The following is a 22,259-nucleotide window of genomic DNA, read 5'->3' as shown; positions in this document are numbered from 1 at the left end:
AGAAAAGGATTATGAAAATTTCACTTTTAACAGATATTGGGCAGAGACGCTCAAATAATCAAGATTTTATCAATAAGTTTGATAACAAAAAAGGTATTTCTCTTATCGTTTTGGCTGATGGCATGGGAGGACATCGTGCAGGTAATATTGCCAGTGAGATGACTGTTACAGACCTTGGTCGTGAGTGGGTTGGGACAGAATTAACAGACCCTGAACAGATACGTCAATGGCTGTCTGCTACACTTGAGGCTGAAAATCAGAAAATATTCAGCCTTGGTCAGACAGAGGATTATAAAGGAATGGGGACAACGGTAGAAGCTTTGGTTTTAGTAGGCAATCATGTTATCTACGCCCATGTTGGTGACTCGCGAATCGGACACGTTCGACAAGGAAGCTATCAGCTACTGACCAGTGACCATTCATTGGTTAATGAATTGGTTAAAGCTGGTCAGCTGACCGAAGAAGAAGCAGCCTCTCATCCGCAAAAAAACATTATTACTCAGTCAATTGGTCAGGCAAACCCAGTTGAACCTGAACTGGGAGAGATATGGCTGGAAACTGGCGATTATTTGGTTATCAACAGTGATGGGCTGACAAATATGGTGACAAACGAAGAAATTGTTGCGACTTTAAATAAAGATATTCCCCTTGATGATCAAAATAAGGAGTTGGTAGAGCTTGCTAATAATAGAGGAGGTTTGGATAATATTACCATTGCTTTAGTTCACGTCGAAAGTGAGGGAGAATAATGATTCAGATTGGCAAATTGTTCGCTGGTCGTTATCGTATTTTGAAATCCATTGGACGGGGCGGGATGGCAGATGTTTATTTAGCCAATGACTTGATTTTAGATAATGAAGAAGTTGCTATAAAAGTACTGAGGACAAATTATCAGACGGATCAGGTTGCTGTAACGCGTTTCCAGAGAGAAGCGCGAGCTATGGCTGAATTGAATCATCCTAATATTGTTGCAATTCGCGATATTGGAGAAGAAGACGGCCAGCAATTTTTAGTAATGGAATATGTTGAAGGGTCCGACCTAAAAAAATATATCCAAGAGCACGCTCCTTTATCAAATAATGAAGTTGTCAGGATTATGGAAGAAGTGCTTTCTGCCATGACACTGGCCCATCAGCAGGGGATTGTTCACCGGGATCTTAAACCTCAAAATATTTTACTGACCAAAAACGGAACTGTAAAAGTTACTGATTTTGGAATTGCCGTTGCCTTTGCTGAAACAAGTTTGACACAGACCAATTCAATGCTAGGGAGTGTGCATTATTTGTCGCCTGAACAAGCCCGCGGTTCTAAAGCCACGGTTCAAAGTGACATCTATGCTATGGGCATCATGCTCTTTGAAATGTTAACAGGCCATATTCCCTATGATGGGGACAGCGCTGTTACCATTGCACTGCAGCATTTCCAAAAACCGCTTCCGTCAATTATTGGACTGAATAAAAATGTCCCCCAGGCTCTTGAAAATGTCGTTATTAAGGCTACTGCGAAACGGCTGAGTGATCGTTATTCTTCAACTTTTGAGATGAGCCGGGACCTAATGACAGCTCTCAGTTATAATCGCAGCCGCGAACCCAAGTTAGTTTTTAACGACCACGAAAATACGAAGACCTTACCTAAAGTGGTTCCGGAACCTTCTGCTGTCACTGCAGAAGCAGATGAAAAAGAAAGCAGTGCTGTTCAAAATGCGAGTACAGCAGCAGATACTAAAGGGAGCAGTCCTAATAAAAAGAAGAAAGCGAAAAAGCAGAAACGACTTCTTGGTACAGTGGCCAAGATTGCCTTTGCTGTTTTTGCTGTTGCTTTGGCCTGGCTGGCCTTTGTCATTCTGCGCAATCCATCTACAGTAAGTGTTCCTGATGTGACCGGTTCGACACTAGCTGCTGCCAAGAAGACAATTGAAAATTCAGGCCTGGAGGTAGGCGATGTTCATAAGATAGAAAGTACAACTGTGGACAGAGGCAAGGTTGTTCGGACTGATCCGGCCGCCGGTTCATCAAAGAAGGAAGGAACGCGTGTTGATATTTATGTGTCGACCGGCAATTCGGCCTTTACAATGGAAGATTATACCGGTCAGAATTATAAGGAGGCTATGGCCAGTCTGACAGAGAACTATGGCGTATCGTCATCGCAGATTGAAATCAAGGAGGTTGCAGCAGGAGACTATTATGATGAAGATACGATAGTCAGCCAAACTCCAGCAGCCGGTGAGACCTTCAATACTGCCGGTGATGATAAGATTAGGTTTGAAGTGGCCAGCAGCAATACTGTAACGATGCCTGATTTAACTGACTATACCTATGGCGATGCTCTTGATATGCTGACAGGTTTGGGTATTTCGACTTCACGCATTAAGACATATACTAATGATTATACCGAAATTACCTCTCCATCACTTACAGCTGTCATCAGCAGCCAGAGTCCGGAGGCCGGTTATGAAATTGTCCTCTCCGGAAATGATGACATTATCCTCTATCTATATTCTTCTCAAAGCGGGGATTATTCAGAAAGATCCTCTTCATCTTCAGATGGTTCGTCTTCAAGCAGTGATTCGACTGAAGAAGAACCAGAAGAAAGTTCAGATGGTTCGTCTTCAAGTCCGGATGATTCTTCATCTGAATCATCAAATTAGTAAAAGATAAAAAAAGTTCCGTTTATTCTAAGTAAACGGAGCTTTTTCTTGATAATAACAGATGAAAATTTAGCTATAATTTGGTAAAATGGCAGAAGTAAGGAGAGAGGATGAGAAAGTTTCAGTTTTTTCTGCTTGTCGAAGCGGTCTTGCTGGCCATGGGCTTAGTGACTATTCTGGCAGATAATTGGTCTAGTTTTATTTTAATTTTAGCTATTGTTTTAATGGCACTGCGCTTCTATAATCAGGACAGCCGCAATAATTTTTTACTGACGGTCAGCCTTTTGCTCTTGTTTTTAATTTTCATGCTGAACCCCTATATTATTTTAGCTATTGTATTTGGGGTTGTTTATGTGATTATTAACCATTTTTCACAAGTAAAAAAGAAAAATCGTTACGCTTTGATACAGTTTCAAAAAGAAACGCTGACCGCAAAGCCCAGCAGAAATCAATGGATAGGGGCGGCCGAACATACCAGTTCGGATACTTATGCTTTTGATGATTTGAATATTATCCGTGTCAGCGGGAGTGATTTAATCGATTTGACAGATGTCATTGTGACAGGGAAAGATAATGTTATTGTTATCCGTAAAGTATTTGGACCGACTAAAATTCTGGTTCCGATTGATGTTTCAGTTAAGCTGGATGTCAGTTCTATTTATGGCAGTGTGCGTTTCTTTGATTTCGCAGAATATGATCTGCGCAATGAAACGATTAAACTCTGGCAGCCTGAGGAGCAGAGAAGCTTAAAAACAGTCAAAATTATTGTCTCCAGCTTAGCAGGCGATGTTGAGGTGGTGAGACAATGAAGAAATATTATTATTTTCTTGTTTTGCTGTATTCCAGTGTTATCATTATTTCTATTATTTTTGTTCTGCTTCGCAGCTTAAATTTGCAGTTAAGTTCTCTGCTGACAGATATCTGGGTTATTGAGCAATTTCTCTTCTCAGTAGTTTTCCTCATTTTATCTGTCACCATTCTCCTTTTATTCCTCTGGCTTGTTCTAGATGAAAACAGCAAAAGAAGTATTAACCAAAATTTACGTCATATATTAAATAACAAGGCAGTCAAGGTAGATGGCAACACAGAAATCAACAGCAACTTGCTGCGCCTGTCCAAAAAGATGGAACACCTAACGACAAGTCTGCAAAATACGGAAAATGCCCGTATTTTAAATAGTCAGGAAATTATCAAACAAGAAAGAAAGCGGATTGCCCGTGATTTACATGATACGGTCAGTCAGGAACTGTTTGCATCGTCTATGATTTTATCCGGCCTATCTCAAAATACAGAGCAGCTGACTCCCGATCAGCTGCACCTCCAGCTGGAAGCTGTCGAAGAAATGCTGCAGAATGCTCAAAATGATTTGCGGATTTTATTACTGCATCTGCGGCCGACGGAGTTAGAAAATAAGTCTTTGTCTGAAGGATTGGATATGATTCTCAAAGAGCTGACAGATAAGAGTGATATTGAAGTGTTTTATCAAAAAAACATTGGAAAGCTTCCTAAGACAATGGAAGAGCATATTTTTAGAATTGTTCAGGAATTTATCAGCAACACTCTAAAGCATGCTCAGGCCAACCGTCTGGAAATTTACCTCTTTCAGACAGACGCTGAGCTGCAGCTGAAAATGGTTGATGACGGTATTGGGTTTGATACAGATGAAGCTAGAGATTTGAGCTATGGATTAAAGAATATTGAAGACCGGGTTGATGATTTGGCAGGAACCATTAAAACGCTTAGTGAAAAAAATAAGGGAGTCTCAATGGATATCCGCTTACCCCTAATAAAATAAGGGGCAGTGCTAGATGGTGATCAGAAGTTTCTCCCTTAACATCGATCTAGGCAGCAGTTAATGACTAAACACCGCAGGAAGTGAACCAGTCAAGCTGGCTGCTATCGGTACTATCCCGGCTGTAGCCGTCTGAAGGCTTTGTCGTCTTAGGAGCCGCCCGCACCCTTCTAGTTGTCTTGGCAGGGGTGCGCAGACGAAATCGAAGATTTCTGGCTTACCGCCAGCCGTAGCCGTCTGAAGGCTTTGTCGTCTTAGGAGCCGCCCGCATCTTTCTAGTCGTCTTGGCAGGGGTGCGCAGACGAAATCGAAGATTTCTGGCTTACCGCCAGCCGTAGCCGTCTGAAGGCTTTGTCGTCTTAGGAGCCGCCCGCACCCTTCTAGTCGTCTTGGCAGGGGTGCGCAGACGAAATCGAAGATTTCTGGCTTACCGCCTTTTTGCTTTGCTCTTTTAACGGGCTTTGTATCTTATGAATTGAACACGCCCTAAGAGCTGTGCAAAAAAGACAGCCTGTCCTAGAGCTTTGAGGCTCTTCGTCCAGTCTTCTATTTTTGCTTTGCTCTTTTAACGGGCTCTTTGTATCTTGTTAATTGAACACGCCCTAAACGCTGCGGGAAAAAGATGGCTGTCATCGTGATGCAAGCATCACTTGCCATCCCCTATTTTCCTTTTGCGTTTTTAACGGGCTCTTTGTATCTTGTTAATTGAACACGCCCTAAACGCTGCGGGAAAAAGATGGCTGTCATCGTGATGCAAGCATCACTTGCCATCCCCTATTTTCCTTTTGCGTTTTTAACGGGCTTTGTATCTTATTAATTGAACACGCCCTAAGAGCTGTGCAAAAAAGACAGCCTGTCCTAGAGCCTTGAGGCTCTTCGTCCAGTCTTCTATTTTTGCTTTGCTCTTTTAACGGGCTTTGTATCTTATTGAATTGAACACGGGCTAAACGCTGCGGGAAAAAGATGTCCTGACTTAAAATCTGGCGATTTGTCAGTCAGTCCTCTATTTTCCTTTTGCGTTCTTAACGGGCTTTGTATCTTGTTAATTGAACGCGCCCTAAGAGCTGTGCAAAAAAGACAGCCTGTCCTAGAGCCTTGAGGCTCTTCGTCCAGTCTTCTATTTTTGCTTTGCTCTTTTAACGGGCTTTGTATCTTATTGAATTGAACACGGGCTAAACGCTGCGGGAAAAAGATGTTCTGACTTAGCATCTGGCAATTCGTCAGTCAGTCCCCTATTTTCCTTTTGCGTTCTTAACGCCCTTTGTAGCTTGTTTAAAGGAGTTGTGTATGAAAACAATCCGGGTCATTTTGGTAGATGATCATGAGATGGTGCGTTTAGGTTTAAAGAGTTTTTTAAATTTGCAGGCGGACGTAGAAGTCGTCGGTGAGGCTTCTAATGGCCGTGATGGGATTGATATGGCTTTAGAACTTAAGCCTGATGTTGTGGTTATGGATTTGGTTATGCCGGAAATGGACGGTGTAACAGCAACTTTAGCCTTGCTAAAAGAATGGGAAGAAGCTAAAATTTTGGTTCTAACTTCTTATTTGGATAATGAGAAAATTTACCCGGTCATCGAAGCCGGGGCAAAAGGTTATATGCTAAAGACGTCCAGTGCAGCTGAAATTTTAAATGCTATTAAAAAAGTTGCTCAGGGGCAGCTGGCCATTGAAACAGAAGTTGATAAAAAAATCAAGGCGCATAATCAAAATCCTGATTTGCATGAAGATTTGACTGCTAGAGAATATGACATTTTAAAATTACTTGCTAAAGGCTATGATAATCAAACGATTGCCAATGAGCTTTTTATTTCTTTGAAGACAGTTAAAACTCATGTTTCTAATATCCTAGCCAAGTTAGAGGTTGACGATCGCACCCAAGCAGTTGTTTACGCTTTCAAGCATCACCTGGTTCCCCAAGATGAGGAATAAGTGATATAATAGAGTAAGATTTTGCTTAGAAGGGGTAGATTATGGATATAAGAACTAAAGATAAGGCTAAAAAAATTAAGATTGTCTTTTTTGATATCGATGATACACTGCGTGTCAAAGATACGGGATATATGCCCGAGTCTATCAAAACTGTTTTTAAAAGTTTGAAGCAGCAGGGGATTTTGACTGGGATTGCTTCAGGCAGAGCCAGTTATGGGGTTGTTCCCGAAATTCGCGATCTCAATCCTGATTATTTTGTCACTATCAATGGGACTTACGTCAGTGACAAGAACGGACAGGAAATTGTAAATGACCCTATTGCTCCTGATGTTGCTAAAAAATATGTAGACTGGGCTAAAAAGATTGGAATAGCCTATGGTTTTGCTGGTAAAGATAAGCCGGCTGTATCAGAGCGAGCTAAGCTGGTGGATGATGCGCTAGTGCCAGTTTATGGGGAATGTGATGTCGAACCGGATTTTCACTTAAAGCATGATGTTTATCATATGTGGACTTTCGAAGAAGTAGGGGACAGTCTTCAGCCTCCTAAAGAATTGGCTAAGGATGTGCGCTTTGTTCGCTGGCATCCTAATTCATCAGATGTCATCAAAAATGGTGTATCTAAAGCTTCCGGAGTTGCCCATGTCCTTGAAAAAGAAAATTTACTGCCGGAAAATCTGCTTTACTTTGGAGACGGTCCAAACGATATGGAAATGTTCGATTACGCTGGCCTTAAAGTGGCTATGGGCAACAGTGTCCCGGAACTCAAAGAAAAAGCAGACTTCGTCACCGCAACAGTGGAGGAAGATGGGATTTTACATGCCTTGCAGGAATTAAATTTGGTTGATAAAACACCTCTCTTTCCTCAGTTGGATCTGACAGCCTTTTCTGGCTCTGAAGCAACAATTAAAACGAATATGGGAAATATGACAGTTAAACTTTTCCCTGATGAGGCCCCAAAGGCTGTTGCTAATTTTTTGGCCTTAGCTAAAGAAGGTTATTATGATGATGTCATTTTTCACCGCATTATCCCGGATTTTATGATTCAGGGAGGCGATCCGACCGGTACCGGCAGAGGCGGACAGTCCATCTACGGAGAAAGTTTTGCGGATGAATTTTCAGAAAAACTCTATAATCTGCGCGGGGCTCTGTCCATGGCAAATGCCGGTCCGAATACAAACGGCAGTCAGTTCTTCATTGTTCAAAACAGCGAACTTCCTTACAGTGCACAGGAACTTTCACAGGGAGGCTGGCCGCAGACTATTGCAAAGACCTATGCTGACAAGGGGGGAGCGCCTCATCTTGACCGACGTCATACGGTTTTTGGTCAGCTGGCGGATTACGAATCCTATCAAGTCCTAGATGCTATCGCAGCTGTTGAGACAGATGCCATGGATAAACCGTTTGCAGATGTTATCATTAAAACGATTGAGGTCAAAGACTGATGAAAATTGGTGAAAAGCATAGAGGAAAGATTACAAACATTAAGCCCTACGGTGCTTTTGTGGAACTTGATAATGGCACAGTCGGACTCATTCACATATCTGAAATCAAAACAGGCTATATTGATAATATTTACCATACACTGACCGTCGGACAAGAAGTGCTGACTCAAGTTGTTGACTACGATGAATACAGTCACAAAGTCAGTCTGTCTCTTCGGACCTTAGAGGAAGACAGGCATCGGTTCTCCCACCGCCATCGCTTTTCTAACAGCCGGTATAAGATTGGTTTTAAACCTTTAGCAGAAGCTCTGCCGGTCTGGATTGAAGAAGCGGTTCATTATCTAAAACAAGACAGTTACTAAGCGGCGTTTTTGATGAGCATATTAAGTAAAGCACAAAGATACAGAGTCCCATTTTGACGAATTGATTATCGGGATTCAAACAAAAAGGCTTCAGTTCCCATACAGGACTGAAGCCTTTTGTTTTAAGTTAATCTACTTAAATAATTTCAGTTTAAGCATCAAAATCATACAAAGCAGTTGAAAGGTAGCGTTCACCGTTATCTGGCAGCAGTACCAATACGTTTTTTCCTTTGCCCAGCTCTTTGGCTTTTTCAATTGCCGCATAAAGAGCAGCTCCAGATGAAATTCCTGCCAGGAATCCTTCCTGTCCGCCAATAGCCCGCCCTGTTGCAATGGCATCGTCAGATGTGACACGAATAATACCATCATATGCTGCAGTATCCAAAGTATCAGGAATAAAGCCAGCAGAAATTCCTTGAATTTTATGCGGTCCAGGTTTCTCACCCGAAAGAATTGCGGATTCATCTGCTTCAACAGCAAAAATTTGTATCTTTGGGTTGGCCTTTTTTAAGACATGAGAAACCCCTGTTATGGTACCGCCTGTTCCAACTCCGGCGATAAAGGCATCTAGACCGGTATCACCAAAAGCCTCGAGAATTTCCTGCCCTGTTGTTTTTTCATGAATTTTGGGATTAGCCGGATTGCTAAACTGCATCGGCAGCCAGCCATTTCTTTCCTCAACAAGCTCTTTGGCTTTTTGAATAGCCCCTTTCATCCCTTCACTGCCTGGTGTGAGCACTAATTCAGCACCGTAAGCCTGAATGAGTTTTCGGCGCTCAAGACTCATTGTTTCAGGCATGACAATGACAACCTTGTATCCTTTAGCGCTGCCCACCCAAGCCAAACCGATTCCTGTATTGCCGCTTGTTGGTTCAATAATAGTATCTCCCGGCTTAATAAGACCGCGTTCTTCCGCATCTTCAATCATTGCAAGAGCGATACGGTCTTTCAATGAAGAACCGGGGTTAAAAGCTTCTAATTTTACATAGACAGTTGCTGCTTCCTCAGGAACAGACCTGTTCAATTTAACAATAGGCGTTTTTCCGACTAAGTCAGTAATAGAATTATAAATTTCAGTCATTATTTTACCTCAAAATCATTGTATGGTGCTAACAGTATAATAGGATTTGAGGACTTTGTAAAATACATTTTTCTTATCACTGCGATAGGGAAACCATATCGCTAAACAGTACAGCAGGGTAGTTTAGAGGCATAGATAACTTTTAGCCTGTTCTTCTGTCAATACGTCGGACAAAGCTCTGATACAAAAATCTCTTTTCTCACTAGGACTGTAAGGCATCATTCGTTTGAGCCGGAATTAAGCGGAAGCTCTAACAATCTTCTGCCGATTTTTTGATAAGAAAACTGCCCATTGTAAAAATCTGTTAGACGGGATAAAACCCTGTTAAGATTTTCTGACTCAAGATAAATATGTGTCTTGACCCTGTCAAGAAATTCTGTTTCGGCCTCCTGCAAACCTTCTTGCTGTAAAAAATTAGCCCAGATTTGATACTGGGAATAGGTCAGCGAGATTTCAAGTCCTTCCAGCTCCTTTACTTCTACTAAACCAACAGCCGAAAGTGCTTTAGCAACAGCACCGGAATAAGCTCGGATCAATCCGCCGGTTCCTAACTTGGTGCCGCCAAAATAGCGGGTCACAACAGCAACAAGGTTAGTCAGTTCCTGTTTTTCCAGAACTGATAACATAGGAAGTCCTGCTGTTCCGCTCGGTTCGCCATCATCACTGGAACGTTTAATTTGTGATTGATCGCCAATAATCATTGCTGAACAAGAATGGTTGGCTTTATAATGCTCCTTTTTTATTTGTGCGATAAAATCTCTGGCTTCTTGTTCATCTGTAATCCGTTTAAGATGGCAGATAAAACGCGATTTCTTAATCTCTTCTTCACTTTTTCCATCTGCTCTGATTGTCTTATAAGTCATAAGAAAATTTTACAAAAAAAATTGTCATTTAGCAAAATTTTACGAATAAGAAAGTATATGGATGATTTAGATAATTTCTATGGCCGTCAATTTACCGAGGACCAGCTGCCTGCAGAAATTCAAAAGCAGGCTCAGACTTATCCTGCAGCCGTTAAAAAAGGAAATCATTGGTTTTGTGTGCGCTGTTCTGCTCGAATTCCTTTTGAAGCGATTTTGCCAGACGGTTCATACTACTGCAGGGACTGTCTGGTTTTTGGTAGAATTTCGACCGACATGCAGCTATATTTTTTCCCCCAGAAAAGCTTCCCTCCTGTTCATTCTCTGATTTGGTCGGGCAGGCTGACTTCCTATCAAAAGCAAGTATCTGATGCCTTACTAGCCAGTCTGAAAAAAAGAGAAAGTGTTTTAATCCACGCGGTGACAGGAGCAGGTAAAACGGAAATGATATATAAAGCAGTCGCCTATGTAATTGATCAAGGAGGAGCTGTCTGTGTTGCCAGTCCTAGGATCGATGTCTGCATTGAATTATATAAGCGCCTCACTTCTGCATTTTCATGTTTAGTGACACTCTTACATGGTAGTTCTGAGCCTTACAGACGTTCTCCCTTGCTCATTGCGACAACCCACCAGCTGCTAAAATTTTATCAGGCATTTGACTTATTAATTATTGATGAAGTCGATGCTTTTCCTTTTATAGGGAATTCTATGCTTTACTATGCAGTGAACAGATGCATACGCGAAAAGGGATTGAAAATTTTTCTAACGGCAACTCCAACCGCAGCACTGGAAAGAAAGGTAAGAGAAGGAGAGATAAAAAAGCTGTATCTTGCTCGTCGTTTTCATGGCAGTCCGCTGGTTGTTCCCAAAACACAGTGGCTGGGGAATCTGTTGAAAAAGATGTCTAGAGGCAGACTCCCCCGAAAATTAATCGCAACAATAAAGCGACAAAGACAAAGCGGTTTTCCTTTGCTACTGTTTTTTCCAATTATAGAACAGGGAGAAGAATTAACAGCTATTTTGCGGCAGTACTTTCCTAATGAAGCGATAGCTCATGTTTCCAGCCAATCAGGGGATCGCTTGAAATGTGTGGAGGATTTTCGCAGCGGAAAGATTCACATTCTTGTCTCAACAACTATTCTGGAACGCGGTGTTACGTTCCCAAAGATTGACGTTTATGTATTGCTGGCTCATCACCATCTATACACTAAAAGCAGTTTAGTTCAGCTAGCCGGACGTGTTGGCCGTTCGAAAGTCAGATCTTCCGGAGAACTAATCTTTTTTCATAGTGGTGTAACTAAAGCTATCCAAAAAGCGATTTCAGAGATTAAGGAAATGAATCAAAAAGGAGGATTCTGATGCACTGTCTGTTATGTCAAGGTTCTATTAAACCAAAAGAGATATTTTTGGATATCATTTTTTTAAAAAACAGCGGCCATCTTATTTGTCCCTCCTGCTGGCAGTCTTTTGAAAGAATCGGTCCTGACCACTGTCCGTCCTGTTTTAAAAATCAATGTAAAGGGAAGTGCAGCGACTGTCTGTATTGGGAAAAAAAGGGGATCGCAGTTTGCCATAAAGCCCTTTTCATTTATAATCAAGCTATGAAGGAATATTTCAGCCGCTATAAATTTCAAGGCGACTACCTTTTAAGAAAAGTTTTTGCTTCAGAATTAAAGGCATGTCTGAGTCGGTACAAATATTACAGTATTGTGCCGGTTCCTTTGGGTCAAGAGAGATATGAGAAACGAAAATTTAACCAGGTTGAGGGGCTTTTGGAAGCAGCTAATATCGATTACATCAACCTTCTCAGCCGTTCCGATTCAGTACAACAGTCTAGCAGATCAAAAAAAGAAAGGCTTCATAAAAATTTAGGTTTTAAACTAAAAAAATACAGGAAATATCCCGATAATATCCTGATTGTGGATGACATTTATACAACGGGCGCAACTCTGCAGAGCTTAAAAAAACTTCTTTATGAAAATGGAATTAAAAATGTAAAAACCTTTTCTCTGGCTCGATAAAAACTTGCAAATTTTCATGAAAGCGGTATAATTAAATTAAAGAAAGCGCTTAAGCGCGAGAAAGAGGTATCTTATGATTAAATATAGTATTCGTGGTGAGAACATCGAAGTAACAGATGCTATCCGTAGCTATGTGGAATCTAAACTTGGAAAAATTGAAAAATACTTCCATGTTAATCAAGAACTAGACGCGCGTGTGAATCTTAAAGTTTATCGAGGCAAAATGTCAAAAGTTGAAGTAACTATCCCAATCGGCTCCATCACTCTCAGAGCAGAAGACGTGTCACAGGACATGTATGGATCGATTGATTTGGTAGTTGATAAAATTGAGCGACAAATCCGCAAAAATAAAACTAAAATTGCTAAAAAACATCGGGAAAAAGTTCCCGCAGGCCAGGTATTTACAAGTGAATTTGAAGCAGAACCGGCTGAAGAAAACGGTGCTGCAGCTAAAATAGTGCGGACTAAGAATGTCAGCCTTAAACCTATGGATATTGAAGAAGCTTTACTGCAAATGGATTTGTTGGGGCATGATTTCTTTATCTACACTGATGCCGATGATGGACAAACAAATGTACTTTATCGCAGAGAAGACGGCGGGCTAGGCCTTATTGAAGCAAAATAAAGAAGAGAAAAGGAAGACAGAAAAAGCGGGATCTGAGGTTACCTTAGCCCGCTTTTTAAAGGGCACATCGCTATTTTTTGTAAATAGTCTTTTCCCACTTTCTTCCCCCCTCTTGGTTCATTGACAGAAAAAAGTGAGCTCCCCCCTTGACAACAGCTTGTAAGAGATGCTATACTAATTGAGCTGTCAGAGAGAGCTCAGGGCAGAGTTTAAGGTTGAGGAAAAAGGGAAAAAAGTCCTTGACAGCTTTGTTCTGATTTGCTAGAATAAAGGAGTTGTCTGAAAAGTGGCAGCGTTGACCTTTGAGAACTGAATAAGACCAAGACGTGCGGGTTAAGGAATTAACCTGTCAAAATAAAAAACTGTCAGCGACAGACAAAGAACGAGTAACGTTCAAATTCGAATGAGAGTTTGATCCTGGCTCAGGACGAACGCTGGCGGCGTGCCTAATACATGCAAGTGGAACGCACAGTTTGTCGATTAACGTGTTAATGGACAGATTAGTGAGTCGCGAACGGGTGAGTAACGCGTAGGTAACCTTTCTCTCAGCGGGGGATAACTATTGGAAACGATAGCTAATACCGCATAAGATTTTTTAACGCCTGTTAGAAGATTAAAAGGAGCACTAGCATCACTGAGAGGTGGACCTGCGTTGTATTAGCTAGTTGGTAGGGTAGAGGCCTACCAAGGCGATGATACATAGCCGGCCTGAGAGGGTGAACGGCCACACTGGGACTGAGACACGGCCCAGACTCCTACGGGAGGCAGCAGTAGGGAATCTTCGGCAATGGGGGGAACCCTGACCGAGCAACGCCGCGTGAGTGAAGAAGGAATTCGTTTCGTAAAGCTCTGTTGTATGAGAAGAACGGGTGTGAGAGTGGAAAGTTCACACTGTGACGGTATCATACGAGGAAGGGACGGCTAACTACGTGCCAGCAGCCGCGGTAATACGTAGGTCCCGAGCGTTGTCCGGATTTATTGGGCGTAAAGGGAGCGCAGGCGGTTTCGTAAGTCAGAAGTCAAAGGCATTGGCTTAACCAATGTATGCTTTTGAAACTGCGGGACTTGAGTACAGAAGGGGAGAGTGGAATTCCATGTGTAGCGGTGAAATGCGTAGATATATGGAGGAACACCGGCGGCGAAAGCGGCTCTCTGGTCTGTTACTGACGCTGAGGCTCGAAAGCGTGGGGAGCAAACAGGATTAGATACCCTGGTAGTCCACGCCGTAAACGCTGAGTGCTAGGTGTTAGGCCCTATCCGGGGCTTAGTGCCGGAGCTAACGCAATAAGCACTCCGCCTGGGGAGTACGACCGCAAGGTTGAAACTCAAAGGAATTGACGGGGGCCCGCACAAGCGGTGGAGCATGTGGTTTAATTCGAAGCAACGCGAAGAACCTTACCAGGTCTTGACATCCCTCTGACAGGACTAGAGATAGTTTTTTCTTTCGGGACAGAGGAGACAGGTGGTGCATGGTTGTCGTCAGCTCGTGTCGTGAGATGTTGGGTTAAGTCCCGCAACGAGCGCAACCCTTATGGTTAGTTACCATCATTAAGTTGGGGACTCTAGCCAGACTGCCGGTAATAAACCGGAGGAAGGTGGGGATGACGTCAAATCATCATGCCCCTTATGACCTGGGCTACACACGTGCTACAATGGTTGGTACAACGAGTTGCGAGTCGGTGACGGCCAGCTAATCTCTGAAAGCCAATCTCAGTTCGGATTGGAGGCTGCAACTCGCCTCCATGAAGTCGGAATCGCTAGTAATCGCGGATCAGCACGCCGCGGTGAATACGTTCCCGGGCCTTGTACACACCGCCCGTCACACCACGAGAGTTTGTAACACCCGAAGTCGGTGAGGTAACCTAATGGAGCCAGCCGCCGAAGGTGGGATAGATGATTGGGGTGAAGTCGTAACAAGGTAGCCGTATCGGAAGGTGCGGCTGGATCACCTCCTTTCTAAGGAAATGGATGCACGTTGCGGTCTTATTTAGTTTTGAGAGGTCAAGGGGGCCTTAGCTCAGCTGGGAGAGCGCCTGCTTTGCACGCAGGAGGTCAGCGGTTCGATCCCGCTAGGCTCCATAATCTAGGGGATTGAGTGATGAGGGTTAGCGCGAGTAAGCCGTTAGTCATGAGATGCGCCTAGATGAATCACCTAGATAAATCGCTGTGCGGTTTATCGACTAGTCCATTGAAAATTGAATACCTCAACCCATTTATGATGGTTTAGACCATGATAGATGGCAAGAAAAGAAACCGAAACGCTGAAAAAAACCGAGAAACGAGAATAAGGTTAAGTTAGTAAGGGCGCACGGTGGATGCCTAGGCACTAGGAGCCGAAGAAGGACGTGACGAACGACGAAATGCTTTGGGGAGCTGTAAGTAAGCGAAGATCCAGAGATGTCCGAATGGGGGAACCCGTCAGGTACAGCCTGACATCCCTGCCTGTTAAGGGCAGAGGAAGGAAGACGCGGTGAACTGAAACATCTCAGTAGCTGCAGGAAGAGAAAGCAAAAGCGATTGCCTGAGTAGCGGCGAGCGAAAGGGCAGGAGGGCAAACCGGAGTGTTTACACTTCGGGGTTGAAGGACTGCAGAGTGGTTTTAATGATGATAGAAGAATGATCTGGGAAGGTCAGCCAGAGAGAGTAAGAGCCTCGTATTTGAAATGATGATTAAGACCAAGCAGAATCCTGAGTACGGCGAGACACGAGGAATCTCGTCGGAATCTGGGAGGCCCATCTCCCAACCCTAAATACTCCCTAGTGACCGATAGTGAACCAGTACCGTGAGGGAAAGGTGAAAAGAACCCCGGAAGGGGAGTGAAAGAGCCCCTGAAACCGTGTGCTTACAAGAAGTTCGAGCCCGTTAATGGGTGAGAGCGTGCCTTTTGTAGAATGAACCGGCGAGTGACGTTTAGATGCGAGGTTAAGTTGAAGAGACGGAGCCGTAGGGAAACCGAGTCTGAAAAGGGCGAGAAGTATCTGGATGTCGACCCGAAACCAAGTGACCTACCCATGAGCAGGGTGAAGGTGCGGTAAAGCGCACTGGAGGCCCGCACCAGGGCACGTTGAAAAGTGCTTGGATGACTTGTGGGTAGCGGAGAAATTCCAAACGAACTTGGAGATAGCTGGTTCTCTCCGAAATAGCTTTAGGGCTAGCGTCGGGCGAAGAATGATGGAGGTAGAGCACTGTTTGGGTAAGGGGTCCTTCTCGGATTACCAAACTCAGATAAACTCCGAATGCCATAGATTTATGCCCGGCAGTCAGACTGCGAGTGCTAAGATCCGTAGTCGAAAGGGAAACAGCCCAGACCACCAGCTAAGGTCCCCAAATAACTATTAAGTGGAAAAGGATGTGGGGGTGCAGAGACAACTAGGATGTTAGCTTAGAAGCAGCTATTCATTCAAAGAGTGCGTAATAGCTCACTAGTCGAGTGCCCCTGCGCCGAAAATGTACCGGGGCTGAAATAGTTTACCGAAGCTGTGGATACCTTTTAGAAGGTATGGTAGGAGAGCGTTCTATAGGCGGCGAAGGTGTACCGTGAGGAGCACTGGAGCGTATAGAAGTGAGAATGCCGGTATGAGTAGCGCAAGACAGGTGAGAATCCTGTCCACCGTAAGACTAAGGCTTCCAGGGGAAGGTTCGTCCGCCCTGGGTTAGTCGGGACCTAAGGAGAGACCGACAGGTGTATCCGATGGGCAACAGGTTGATATTCCTGTACTGGTATCAGGAGTGAAGGAGGGACGCAGGAGGCTAGCTCAACCGGACGACTGGAAGAGTCCGGCCAAGCAGTAAGATGAGATAGGAGTCAAATGCTTCTATCGGGAACATTGAGCTGTTAAGGGGAGCGAAGATTAGTAGCGAAGTGAGTGATGTCCCACTGCCAAGAAAAGCTTCTAGCGGCGAATGATACCACCCGTACCGCAAACCGACACAGGTAGTCGAGGCGAGTAGCCTCAGGTGAGCGAGCGAACTCTCGTTAAGGAACTCGGCAAAATGACCCCGTAACTTCGGGAGAAGGGGTGCTGACTGAGAGGTCAGCCGCAGTGAAGAGGCCCAAGCAACTGTTTATCAAAAACACAGCTCTCTGCGAAATCGCAAGATGAAGTATAGGGGGTGACGCCTGCCCGGTGCTGGAAGGTTAAGAGGAGCGCTTAGGAGTAGTCCGAAGGTGTGAATTGAAGCCCCAGTAAACGGCGGCCGTAACTATAACGGTCCTAAGGTAGCGAAATTCCTTGTCGGGTAAGTTCCGACCCGCACGAAAGGCGTAATGATTTGGGCGCTGTCTCAACGAGAGACTCGGTGAAATTTTAGTACCTGTGAAGATGCAGGTTACCCGCGACAGGACGGAAAGACCCCATGGAGCTTTACTGCAGTTTGATATTGCGTATCTGTAAGACATGTACAGGATAGGTAGGAGCCAAAGAAGGAGGGACGCTAGTTTCTCTGGAGGCGTTGTTGGGATACTACCCTTGTGTTATGGCTACTCTAACCCGGTAGGTTAATCATCTACGGAGACAGTGTCTGACGGGCAGTTTGACTGGGGCGGTCGCCTCCTAAAAGGTAACGGAGGCGCCCAAAGGTTCCCTCAGATTGGATGGAAATCAATCGCAGAGTGTAAAGGCAGAAGGGAGCTTGACTGCGAGAGCTACAACTCGAGCAGGGACGAAAGTCGGGCTTAGTGATCCGGTGGCACCGCATGGAAGGGCCATCGCTCAACGGATAAAAGCTACCCTGGGGATAACAGGCTTATCTCCCCCAAGAGTTCACATCGACGGGGAGGTTTGGCACCTCGATGTCGGCTCGTCGCATCCTGGGGCTGAAGTCGGTCCCAAGGGTTGGGCTGTTCGCCCATTAAAGCGGCACGCGAGCTGGGTTCAGAACGTCGTGAGACAGTTCGGTCCCTATCCGTCGCGGGCGTAGGAAATTTGCGAGGGGCTGCTCCTAGTACGAGAGGACCGGAGTGGACTTACCGCTGGTGTACCAGTTGTTCTGCCAAGGGCACAGCTGGGTAGCTAAGTAGGGGAAGGATAAACGCTGAAAGCATCTAAGTGTGAAGCCTGCCTCAAGATGAGATTTCCCATAACGTTAGTTAATAAGAGCCCTGAGAGACGAACAGGTAGATAGGCTGGGAGTGTAATTAGTGTGAGCTATTGAGCGGACCAGTACTAATAGCTCGAGGACTTAACCGAGAGGTTAGGAGCGGACGGTTTTAGGAGGTATTCAATTTTGAATGGACTAGTTTTTTAGTTCAGACCGAGTTAAGTGACGCTAGCCTAGGGGATACACCTGTACCCATGCCGACCACAGTCGTTAAGCCCTAGTACGCCGGAAGTAGTTGGGGGTTTCCCCCTGCGAGATAAGGGAGTTGCTTAGCTAGGGGGGAGTTTAGCTCAGCTAAGTCGAACAGTGTTCGGCTTTGTCGCAGCGATTAGCGCACGACAGGGGCCCAGGTTGAGCTAAACTCTCATTCAAGGGAGTTTAGCTCAGCTGGGAGAGCATCTGCCTTACAAGCAGAGGGTCAGCGGTTCGATCCCGTTAACTCCCATAGGAGGTCCCGTGGTGTAGCGGTTATCACGTCGCCCTGTCACGGCGAAGATCGCGGGTTCAATTCCCGTCGGGACCGTTGGAATAGGAAAAGTCCAAAGAGAGAGAAGGACTCGTTAGCTCAGTTGGTAGAGCATCTGACTTTTAATCAGAGGGTCACTGGTTCGAGCCCAGTACGGGTCATAGAGACAGCGGGTGTGGCGGAATTGGCAGACGCACCAGATTTAGGATCTGGCGCTTAGGAAGCGTGGGGGTTCAAGTCCCTTCACCCGCATGAAAGGCCGGCTTAGCTCAGTTGGTAGAGCATCTGATTTGTAATCAGAGGGTCGCGTGTTCAAGTCATGTAGCCGGCATAGCGAACGTAGTTCAGAGGTAGAACATCACCTTGCCAAGGTGGGGGTCGCGGGTTCGAATCCCGTCGTTCGCTTTCTTTTGTCAATTCGAATAGTAACTAAGGAAGATTGAGGAAAGTCAGTCTTTTTTTCTTCTTAAAAGATGTGATAAAATAGTATTTATTAAAAGTTTGCAGTAAGATTGATGACTGCATGGTGTTAGATTAAATAAAAAAGAAATCTGGTGCACATGTTCCAGATTTCTTTGATTTATAAAAAGCAGTGGCAGTGATAATAAACAAAGAGTAAGCAGGAGCTGTCTTTCTAGCATTTAAATGAGTTCATGCGGGAGGATAAGAGTTTCGATTCCGTGGTTGTCTACAATATTGACTGTTTCGGGATAAAATGGATCATAAGGGGTGTCATAGTCAAAAACAATGGCTAGCTGTCTTTTTTTATCCTGATAAACAAAGGAAAGTTTTCCACTATGTTTAACCAACTGGAAGGTTAAAGTATTATCCAGCGGAAAGACATCTTTTAGATAGTAATCCAAAAGTTCCCAGAAAATATCAATAATTTCGTGGGGCAGACTTGTTGCCACTCCAAAACTTGCGTATCTTTCTTTTGTATTATTAAAGGCCATCTTTCTTCCTTTCAAAAATGTTATAAAACACCCCTGTACAAGGAGTGTTTAGACAACTTATTTAACGATTCTTCAGTTCTAGATAACGTTTGTACCAGATATTAATATAAGACTGTGAGAAAGGTCCTTTGCTGTTATTGATCCAAGCGACGAGTATTTTCACATTTTCTTTTAAGATGTAGTCAACATCTGCTGGGTAATGCATTTTTTGTTTATGTAATTCGTATTCATCAACATCCAAAAGTTTTTTTTCACCATTAGCAAAAACTTTGACATCTAAATCATAATCAATATATTTAAGTGCTTCTTCATCTAAAACATAAGGGCTTGCTAAGTTGCAGTAATATGAAACTCCGCTGTCTCTTATCATGGCAATGATGTTAAACCAAAATTTTCTGTGAAAATAAACGATTGCGGGTTCTCGGGTAACCCATCGTCTGCCATCACTTTCGGTCACAAGTGTATGGTCATTGACTCCTATAATGGCATGCTCAGTTGTTTTCAGTACCATTGTGTCACGCCAGCTCCGGTGCAAACTGCCATCGTGCTTATAACTTTGAATTGTAATAAAGTCGCCCTCCTTAGGTAACTTCATGCCCTACCAACTTTCTACAATTAAACTTATCTTATATAGGATATCATAATTTTATAAAAAAATCATTTTAAAAAAACAGCATTTAATCAAGGTTACGAAGAGCTTTATTTATAGTATCCAAGGAGAATCCCTTGCGCGCCAAGTTTTGTGTGACATGCTGTTTCAAAGCGTATCCCTCATATTTTTTACTGTATCTTCGATAGGCTTTATCCATTTCTTTATTAATAAGGGTTTCTTGCACATCATTATCATGATCTATGTCTAATGCATCAAAAGCATTTTTAGCTTCTTGATAGTCAAAACCTTTTGCTGTTAAGGAATGTATTATCTTGTTCTGCAAAGCTCCTTGGGGCAGTTTGTTTTGATATTTTTTTAAGAGTTTCTGACTGACTTTATCAACAAGAGGGCCGAAATCAACCTGAGATAATTCCTGGTCAATAACAGAACTTTCTATGCCTTTCTGCAGTAATTTTTGCTTAAGCAGATAAGCTCCTTTGTCGCCTGTATTTATATTTTGACGGATTAGCGCCTCGGCATATTTCCTATCATCAAGCCACTGTGCCTCTTTGAGTTCAGCAATGACTTGTGCGATCACTTTATCTTGGTATTCGTGTTTTTTTAGATAGTTTCTGACTTCTGTTTCACTTCTTTGCTTAAAAGAGAGGTAGTAAAGCGCTAAATTTTTAGCTGAGGAGAGGCGGGCAAAGTCTTTAATTTCTGCTAGGAGCTCCTGGCTTAACTGTTTATCTTTGCTGAGCAGGTAACGGGCAATGGTGTCCTGAGTCACATAGAACTGGTTTTTACCGTCAATTTCAACTAAGTAGAGATGCTTTTTCTTTTCAATTTTTGTTATTTTCATATTTTTTATTATAGCAAAAATGGTAAAATAGTGAGGAGAATGAGTATAGTTTTCTCTAGGATGAAGATGAAAAGGTTATGTTATGAATTTATCAGTAAAGCAGAAAATTCCGTTAAAGATTAAACGCTTGGGAATCAACGGTGAGGGGATTGGATTTTATAAAAAAACGTTAGTTTTCGTACCGGGAGCACTGCAGGGAGAGAACATCTTTTGTCAGATCACTAATGTTAAAAGAAATTTTGCTGAAGCTAAGCTTCTGAAAATCAATAAAAAATCAAAATTTAGAGTTCAGCCAGCTTGTTCTGTATATGAGGCTTGCGGAGGTTGCCAGCTGATGCATCTTCGTTACGATAAGCAGTTAAGCTATAAAGAAGATATTATCAGGCAGTCCTTAAAAAAATTTAAGCCGGAAGGTTATGAGAATTATAAGATTCGACCAACAATTGGTATGACTGAACCAACACATTACCGGGCAAAACTTCAGTTTCAGGTAGGTTCTTTTTCCGGCAGTATCAAAGCAGGCTTGTATGCTGCTAACAGCCACCGTCTCATTGCTATTGAAGACTGTTTGGTTCAGGATAAAACGACACAGCAGGTGATGAATACCATAACTGATTTGTTGGCAAAATACCGCCTGCCTATTTACAAAGAAGGCCGCGCTCATGGTATCCGTACAGTGATGATACGCAAGTCGCAGGCTACAAAACAGCTGCAGCTTATTTTTATCACCAGCAAGTCGTTGGATTTTACTGACTTAATCCATGATTTGCTTGAAACATATCCGGAAATAAGGACAGTTGCACTGAATATCAATGCTGATAAAACAAGCCAAATTTACGGGGAAAAAACCGTTATTCTCTGGGGGGAGGACACTATCGAAGAGGAAGTCTTGGATTATGGTTTTTCTCTATCACCGCGCGCTTTTTATCAATTAAATCCGCAGCAAACACAGGTTTTATACAGTGAAGTGGTAAAAGCAATGGCAGTCACTGGTGAAGAGGATTTACTGGATGCTTACTGCGGTGTGGGGACTATTGGTCTGGCTTTTGCTGGTAAAGTGAAGTCTGTACGGGGAATGGATATTATCCCTGAAGCGATTGCCGATGCGAAGGCCAACGCTGCAAGTCTGGGCTTAACAAACGCACATTATGAAGTAGGTAAGGCTGAAGAACTTATTCCTCGCTGGTATAAAAAAGGGTACCGAGCGACAGCTTTAGTTGTTGATCCTCCCAGAACAGGTTTGGATTCCAAGTTACTGGCGGCTATTTTACGTTTTCCGCCTTCTAAAATGGTTTATGTTTCCTGCAATGCTTCAACCTTGGCTCGTGATTTAGTGAAGCTGGCTGCTGTTTATCAAGTGAAGTACATTCAGTCAGTCGATATGTTTCCGCATACAGCGAGGACTGAGGCTGTGGTGAAATTAGTAAGAAAATCTAAAAATTTTAAGAGCTAAGTTTTTAAGCTGTTAGGAGCAACCGAGACAGTATAAAGGCTCAGATGGTTTTTCAGCCAAAAGAATTACTGTA

General features: G+C 43.5%; 16 protein-coding genes, 7 tRNA genes and 3 rRNA genes. 21 read left to right on the top strand and 5 right to left on the bottom strand.

Features of this window, described 5'->3' with window-relative positions:
* Nucleotides 1–11: 11 nt before the first annotated feature.
* From A0O21_RS07210 to A0O21_RS07175, 7 genes are all read left to right on the top strand, one after another.
* Entirely contained in the window at nucleotides 12–749 is a 738-nt protein-coding gene (locus tag A0O21_RS07210) for a Stp1/IreP family PP2C-type Ser/Thr phosphatase (RefSeq protein ID WP_067063578.1), read from the top strand.
* On the top strand, nucleotides 749–2,647 hold the full coding sequence (pknB, locus tag A0O21_RS07205; RefSeq protein WP_067063575.1) for a Stk1 family PASTA domain-containing Ser/Thr kinase: 1,899 nt from the start codon (nucleotides 749–751) through the stop codon (nucleotides 2,645–2,647). Before A0O21_RS07210 ends, pknB begins: the two co-directional genes overlap by 1 nt.
* Nucleotides 2,648–2,757: 110 nt before the next feature.
* Nucleotides 2,758–3,456: a cell wall-active antibiotics response protein LiaF gene (liaF, locus tag A0O21_RS07200; RefSeq protein WP_067063571.1), complete on the top strand. Its 699-nt coding sequence runs from the start codon at nucleotides 2,758–2,760 to the stop codon at nucleotides 3,454–3,456.
* On the top strand, nucleotides 3,453–4,442 hold the full coding sequence (locus A0O21_RS07195) for an envelope stress sensor histidine kinase LiaS (RefSeq protein WP_067063568.1): 990 nt from the start codon (nucleotides 3,453–3,455) through the stop codon (nucleotides 4,440–4,442). Before liaF ends, A0O21_RS07195 begins: the two co-directional genes overlap by 4 nt.
* Nucleotides 4,443–5,726: 1,284 nt before the next feature.
* On the top strand, nucleotides 5,727–6,368 hold the full coding sequence (locus A0O21_RS07185) for a response regulator transcription factor (RefSeq protein WP_067063562.1): 642 nt from the start codon (nucleotides 5,727–5,729) through the stop codon (nucleotides 6,366–6,368).
* Between the two features lie 41 nt (nucleotides 6,369–6,409).
* The gene (locus tag A0O21_RS07180; protein ID WP_067063558.1) at nucleotides 6,410–7,810 is read left to right on the top strand and encodes a Cof-type HAD-IIB family hydrolase; all 1,401 of its coding nucleotides are present in this window, start codon (nucleotides 6,410–6,412) and stop codon (nucleotides 7,808–7,810) included.
* Nucleotides 7,810–8,172, top strand: coding sequence for a S1 RNA-binding domain-containing protein (locus tag A0O21_RS07175; RefSeq protein WP_067063554.1), 363 nt, complete (start codon nucleotides 7,810–7,812; stop codon nucleotides 8,170–8,172). Before A0O21_RS07180 ends, A0O21_RS07175 begins: the two co-directional genes overlap by 1 nt.
* Nucleotides 8,173–8,323: 151 nt before the next feature.
* Here the strand turns inward: A0O21_RS07175 and cysK are convergent, their stop codons facing one another.
* Entirely contained in the window at nucleotides 8,324–9,253 is a 930-nt protein-coding gene (gene cysK / locus A0O21_RS07170; RefSeq protein WP_067063551.1) for a cysteine synthase A, read from the bottom strand.
* Between the two features lie 218 nt (nucleotides 9,254–9,471).
* Nucleotides 9,472–10,116: a YigZ family protein gene (locus A0O21_RS07165; RefSeq protein WP_067063548.1), complete on the bottom strand. Its 645-nt coding sequence runs from the start codon at nucleotides 10,114–10,116 to the stop codon at nucleotides 9,472–9,474.
* A 57-nt stretch (nucleotides 10,117–10,173) separates the two neighbouring features.
* Between A0O21_RS07165 and A0O21_RS07160 the strand changes: the two genes are divergently transcribed.
* The 13 genes from A0O21_RS07160 (at nucleotide 10,174) to A0O21_RS07100 (ending at nucleotide 18,731) form a co-directional block, all read left to right on the top strand.
* Complete coding sequence (locus A0O21_RS07160) at nucleotides 10,174–11,472, top strand: ATP-dependent helicase ComFA (RefSeq protein WP_067063544.1); 1,299 nt, start codon at nucleotides 10,174–10,176, stop codon at nucleotides 11,470–11,472.
* Nucleotides 11,472–12,134, top strand: a complete 663-nt coding sequence (locus tag A0O21_RS07155; protein WP_067063540.1) for a ComF family protein — start codon at nucleotides 11,472–11,474, stop codon at nucleotides 12,132–12,134. Before A0O21_RS07160 ends, A0O21_RS07155 begins: the two co-directional genes overlap by 1 nt.
* Nucleotides 12,135–12,207: 73 nt before the next feature.
* The gene (gene hpf, locus A0O21_RS07150; protein WP_067063536.1) at nucleotides 12,208–12,759 is read left to right on the top strand and encodes a ribosome hibernation-promoting factor, HPF/YfiA family; all 552 of its coding nucleotides are present in this window, start codon (nucleotides 12,208–12,210) and stop codon (nucleotides 12,757–12,759) included.
* A gap of 399 nt (nucleotides 12,760–13,158) precedes the next feature.
* Nucleotides 13,159–14,715: ribosomal RNA gene (locus A0O21_RS07145) — 16S ribosomal RNA — on the top strand.
* A gap of 50 nt (nucleotides 14,716–14,765) precedes the next feature.
* Nucleotides 14,766–14,838, top strand: a tRNA-Ala gene (locus A0O21_RS07140).
* A 209-nt stretch (nucleotides 14,839–15,047) separates the two neighbouring features.
* Nucleotides 15,048–17,949, top strand: a 23S ribosomal RNA gene (locus A0O21_RS07135).
* Between the two features lie 69 nt (nucleotides 17,950–18,018).
* A 5S ribosomal RNA gene (gene rrf, locus A0O21_RS07130) occupies nucleotides 18,019–18,134 on the top strand.
* Together the 16S, 23S and 5S rRNA genes with 7 tRNA genes alongside form the textbook arrangement of a ribosomal RNA operon.
* Nucleotides 18,135–18,232: 98 nt before the next feature.
* Nucleotides 18,233–18,305 (top strand) — tRNA-Val (locus tag A0O21_RS07125).
* Between the two features lie 5 nt (nucleotides 18,306–18,310).
* A tRNA-Asp gene (locus A0O21_RS07120) sits at nucleotides 18,311–18,383 on the top strand.
* A gap of 31 nt (nucleotides 18,384–18,414) precedes the next feature.
* A tRNA-Lys gene (locus A0O21_RS07115) sits at nucleotides 18,415–18,487 on the top strand.
* A gap of 8 nt (nucleotides 18,488–18,495) precedes the next feature.
* A tRNA-Leu gene (locus tag A0O21_RS07110) sits at nucleotides 18,496–18,578 on the top strand.
* Between the two features lie 6 nt (nucleotides 18,579–18,584).
* Nucleotides 18,585–18,657, top strand: a tRNA-Thr gene (locus A0O21_RS07105).
* 2 nt (nucleotides 18,658–18,659) lie between these two features.
* A tRNA-Gly gene (locus A0O21_RS07100) sits at nucleotides 18,660–18,731 on the top strand.
* Between the two features lie 236 nt (nucleotides 18,732–18,967).
* On the opposite strand, the gene A0O21_RS07095 is transcribed toward A0O21_RS07100, so the two are convergent.
* The 3 genes from A0O21_RS07095 to recX form a co-directional block, all read right to left on the bottom strand.
* Nucleotides 18,968–19,279, bottom strand: coding sequence for a DUF960 domain-containing protein (locus A0O21_RS07095; protein ID WP_067063532.1), 312 nt, complete (start codon nucleotides 19,277–19,279; stop codon nucleotides 18,968–18,970).
* Between the two features lie 61 nt (nucleotides 19,280–19,340).
* Nucleotides 19,341–19,874 carry a nucleoside tri-diphosphate phosphatase gene (gene ntdP / locus A0O21_RS07090; RefSeq protein ID WP_067063529.1) on the bottom strand — a complete coding sequence of 178 codons (534 nt, stop codon included), beginning with the start codon at nucleotides 19,872–19,874 and terminating at the stop codon, nucleotides 19,341–19,343.
* Between the two features lie 82 nt (nucleotides 19,875–19,956).
* Nucleotides 19,957–20,733 (bottom strand): recombination regulator RecX, encoded by a 777-nt coding sequence (gene recX / locus A0O21_RS07085; protein ID WP_067063525.1) that lies wholly within the window; start codon nucleotides 20,731–20,733, stop codon nucleotides 19,957–19,959.
* 82 nt (nucleotides 20,734–20,815) lie between these two features.
* On the opposite strand from recX, the gene rlmD reads away from it, so the two are divergent.
* On the top strand, nucleotides 20,816–22,186 hold the full coding sequence (gene rlmD, locus A0O21_RS07080) for a 23S rRNA (uracil(1939)-C(5))-methyltransferase RlmD (RefSeq protein ID WP_067063521.1): 1,371 nt from the start codon (nucleotides 20,816–20,818) through the stop codon (nucleotides 22,184–22,186).
* Nucleotides 22,187–22,259: the final 73 nt, after the last annotated feature.

This window comes from Streptococcus pantholopis (assembly GCF_001642085.1).
In the GTDB taxonomy this organism is placed as follows: domain Bacteria; phylum Bacillota; class Bacilli; order Lactobacillales; family Streptococcaceae; genus Streptococcus; species Streptococcus pantholopis.
The sequence above is the reverse complement of the archived record's forward strand: the minus strand, read 5'-3'. Positions and strand labels throughout refer to the sequence as shown.

Excerpts from the sequence above, each read along its gene's own strand:
- A0O21_RS07210 (WP_067063578.1), top strand. The coding sequence starts at position 12 with ATGAAAATTTCACTTTTAACAGATATTGGGCAGAGACGCTCAAATAAT.
- pknB (WP_067063575.1), top strand. The coding sequence starts at position 749 with ATGATTCAGATTGGCAAATTGTTCGCTGGTCGTTATCGTATTTTGAAA.
- liaF (WP_067063571.1), top strand. The coding sequence starts at position 2,758 with ATGAGAAAGTTTCAGTTTTTTCTGCTTGTCGAAGCGGTCTTGCTGGCC.
- A0O21_RS07195 (WP_067063568.1), top strand. The coding sequence starts at position 3,453 with ATGAAGAAATATTATTATTTTCTTGTTTTGCTGTATTCCAGTGTTATC.
- A0O21_RS07185 (WP_067063562.1), top strand. The coding sequence starts at position 5,727 with ATGAAAACAATCCGGGTCATTTTGGTAGATGATCATGAGATGGTGCGT.
- A0O21_RS07180 (WP_067063558.1), top strand. The coding sequence starts at position 6,410 with ATGGATATAAGAACTAAAGATAAGGCTAAAAAAATTAAGATTGTCTTT.
- A0O21_RS07175 (WP_067063554.1), top strand. The coding sequence starts at position 7,810 with ATGAAAATTGGTGAAAAGCATAGAGGAAAGATTACAAACATTAAGCCC.
- cysK (WP_067063551.1), bottom strand. The coding sequence starts at position 9,253 with ATGACTGAAATTTATAATTCTATTACTGACTTAGTCGGAAAAACGCCT.
- A0O21_RS07165 (WP_067063548.1), bottom strand. The coding sequence starts at position 10,116 with ATGACTTATAAGACAATCAGAGCAGATGGAAAAAGTGAAGAAGAGATT.
- A0O21_RS07160 (WP_067063544.1), top strand. The coding sequence starts at position 10,174 with ATGGATGATTTAGATAATTTCTATGGCCGTCAATTTACCGAGGACCAG.
- A0O21_RS07155 (WP_067063540.1), top strand. The coding sequence starts at position 11,472 with ATGCACTGTCTGTTATGTCAAGGTTCTATTAAACCAAAAGAGATATTT.
- hpf (WP_067063536.1), top strand. The coding sequence starts at position 12,208 with ATGATTAAATATAGTATTCGTGGTGAGAACATCGAAGTAACAGATGCT.
- A0O21_RS07095 (WP_067063532.1), bottom strand. The coding sequence starts at position 19,279 with ATGGCCTTTAATAATACAAAAGAAAGATACGCAAGTTTTGGAGTGGCA.
- ntdP (WP_067063529.1), bottom strand. The coding sequence starts at position 19,874 with ATGAAGTTACCTAAGGAGGGCGACTTTATTACAATTCAAAGTTATAAG.
- recX (WP_067063525.1), bottom strand. The coding sequence starts at position 20,733 with ATGAAAATAACAAAAATTGAAAAGAAAAAGCATCTCTACTTAGTTGAA.
- rlmD (WP_067063521.1), top strand. The coding sequence starts at position 20,816 with ATGAATTTATCAGTAAAGCAGAAAATTCCGTTAAAGATTAAACGCTTG.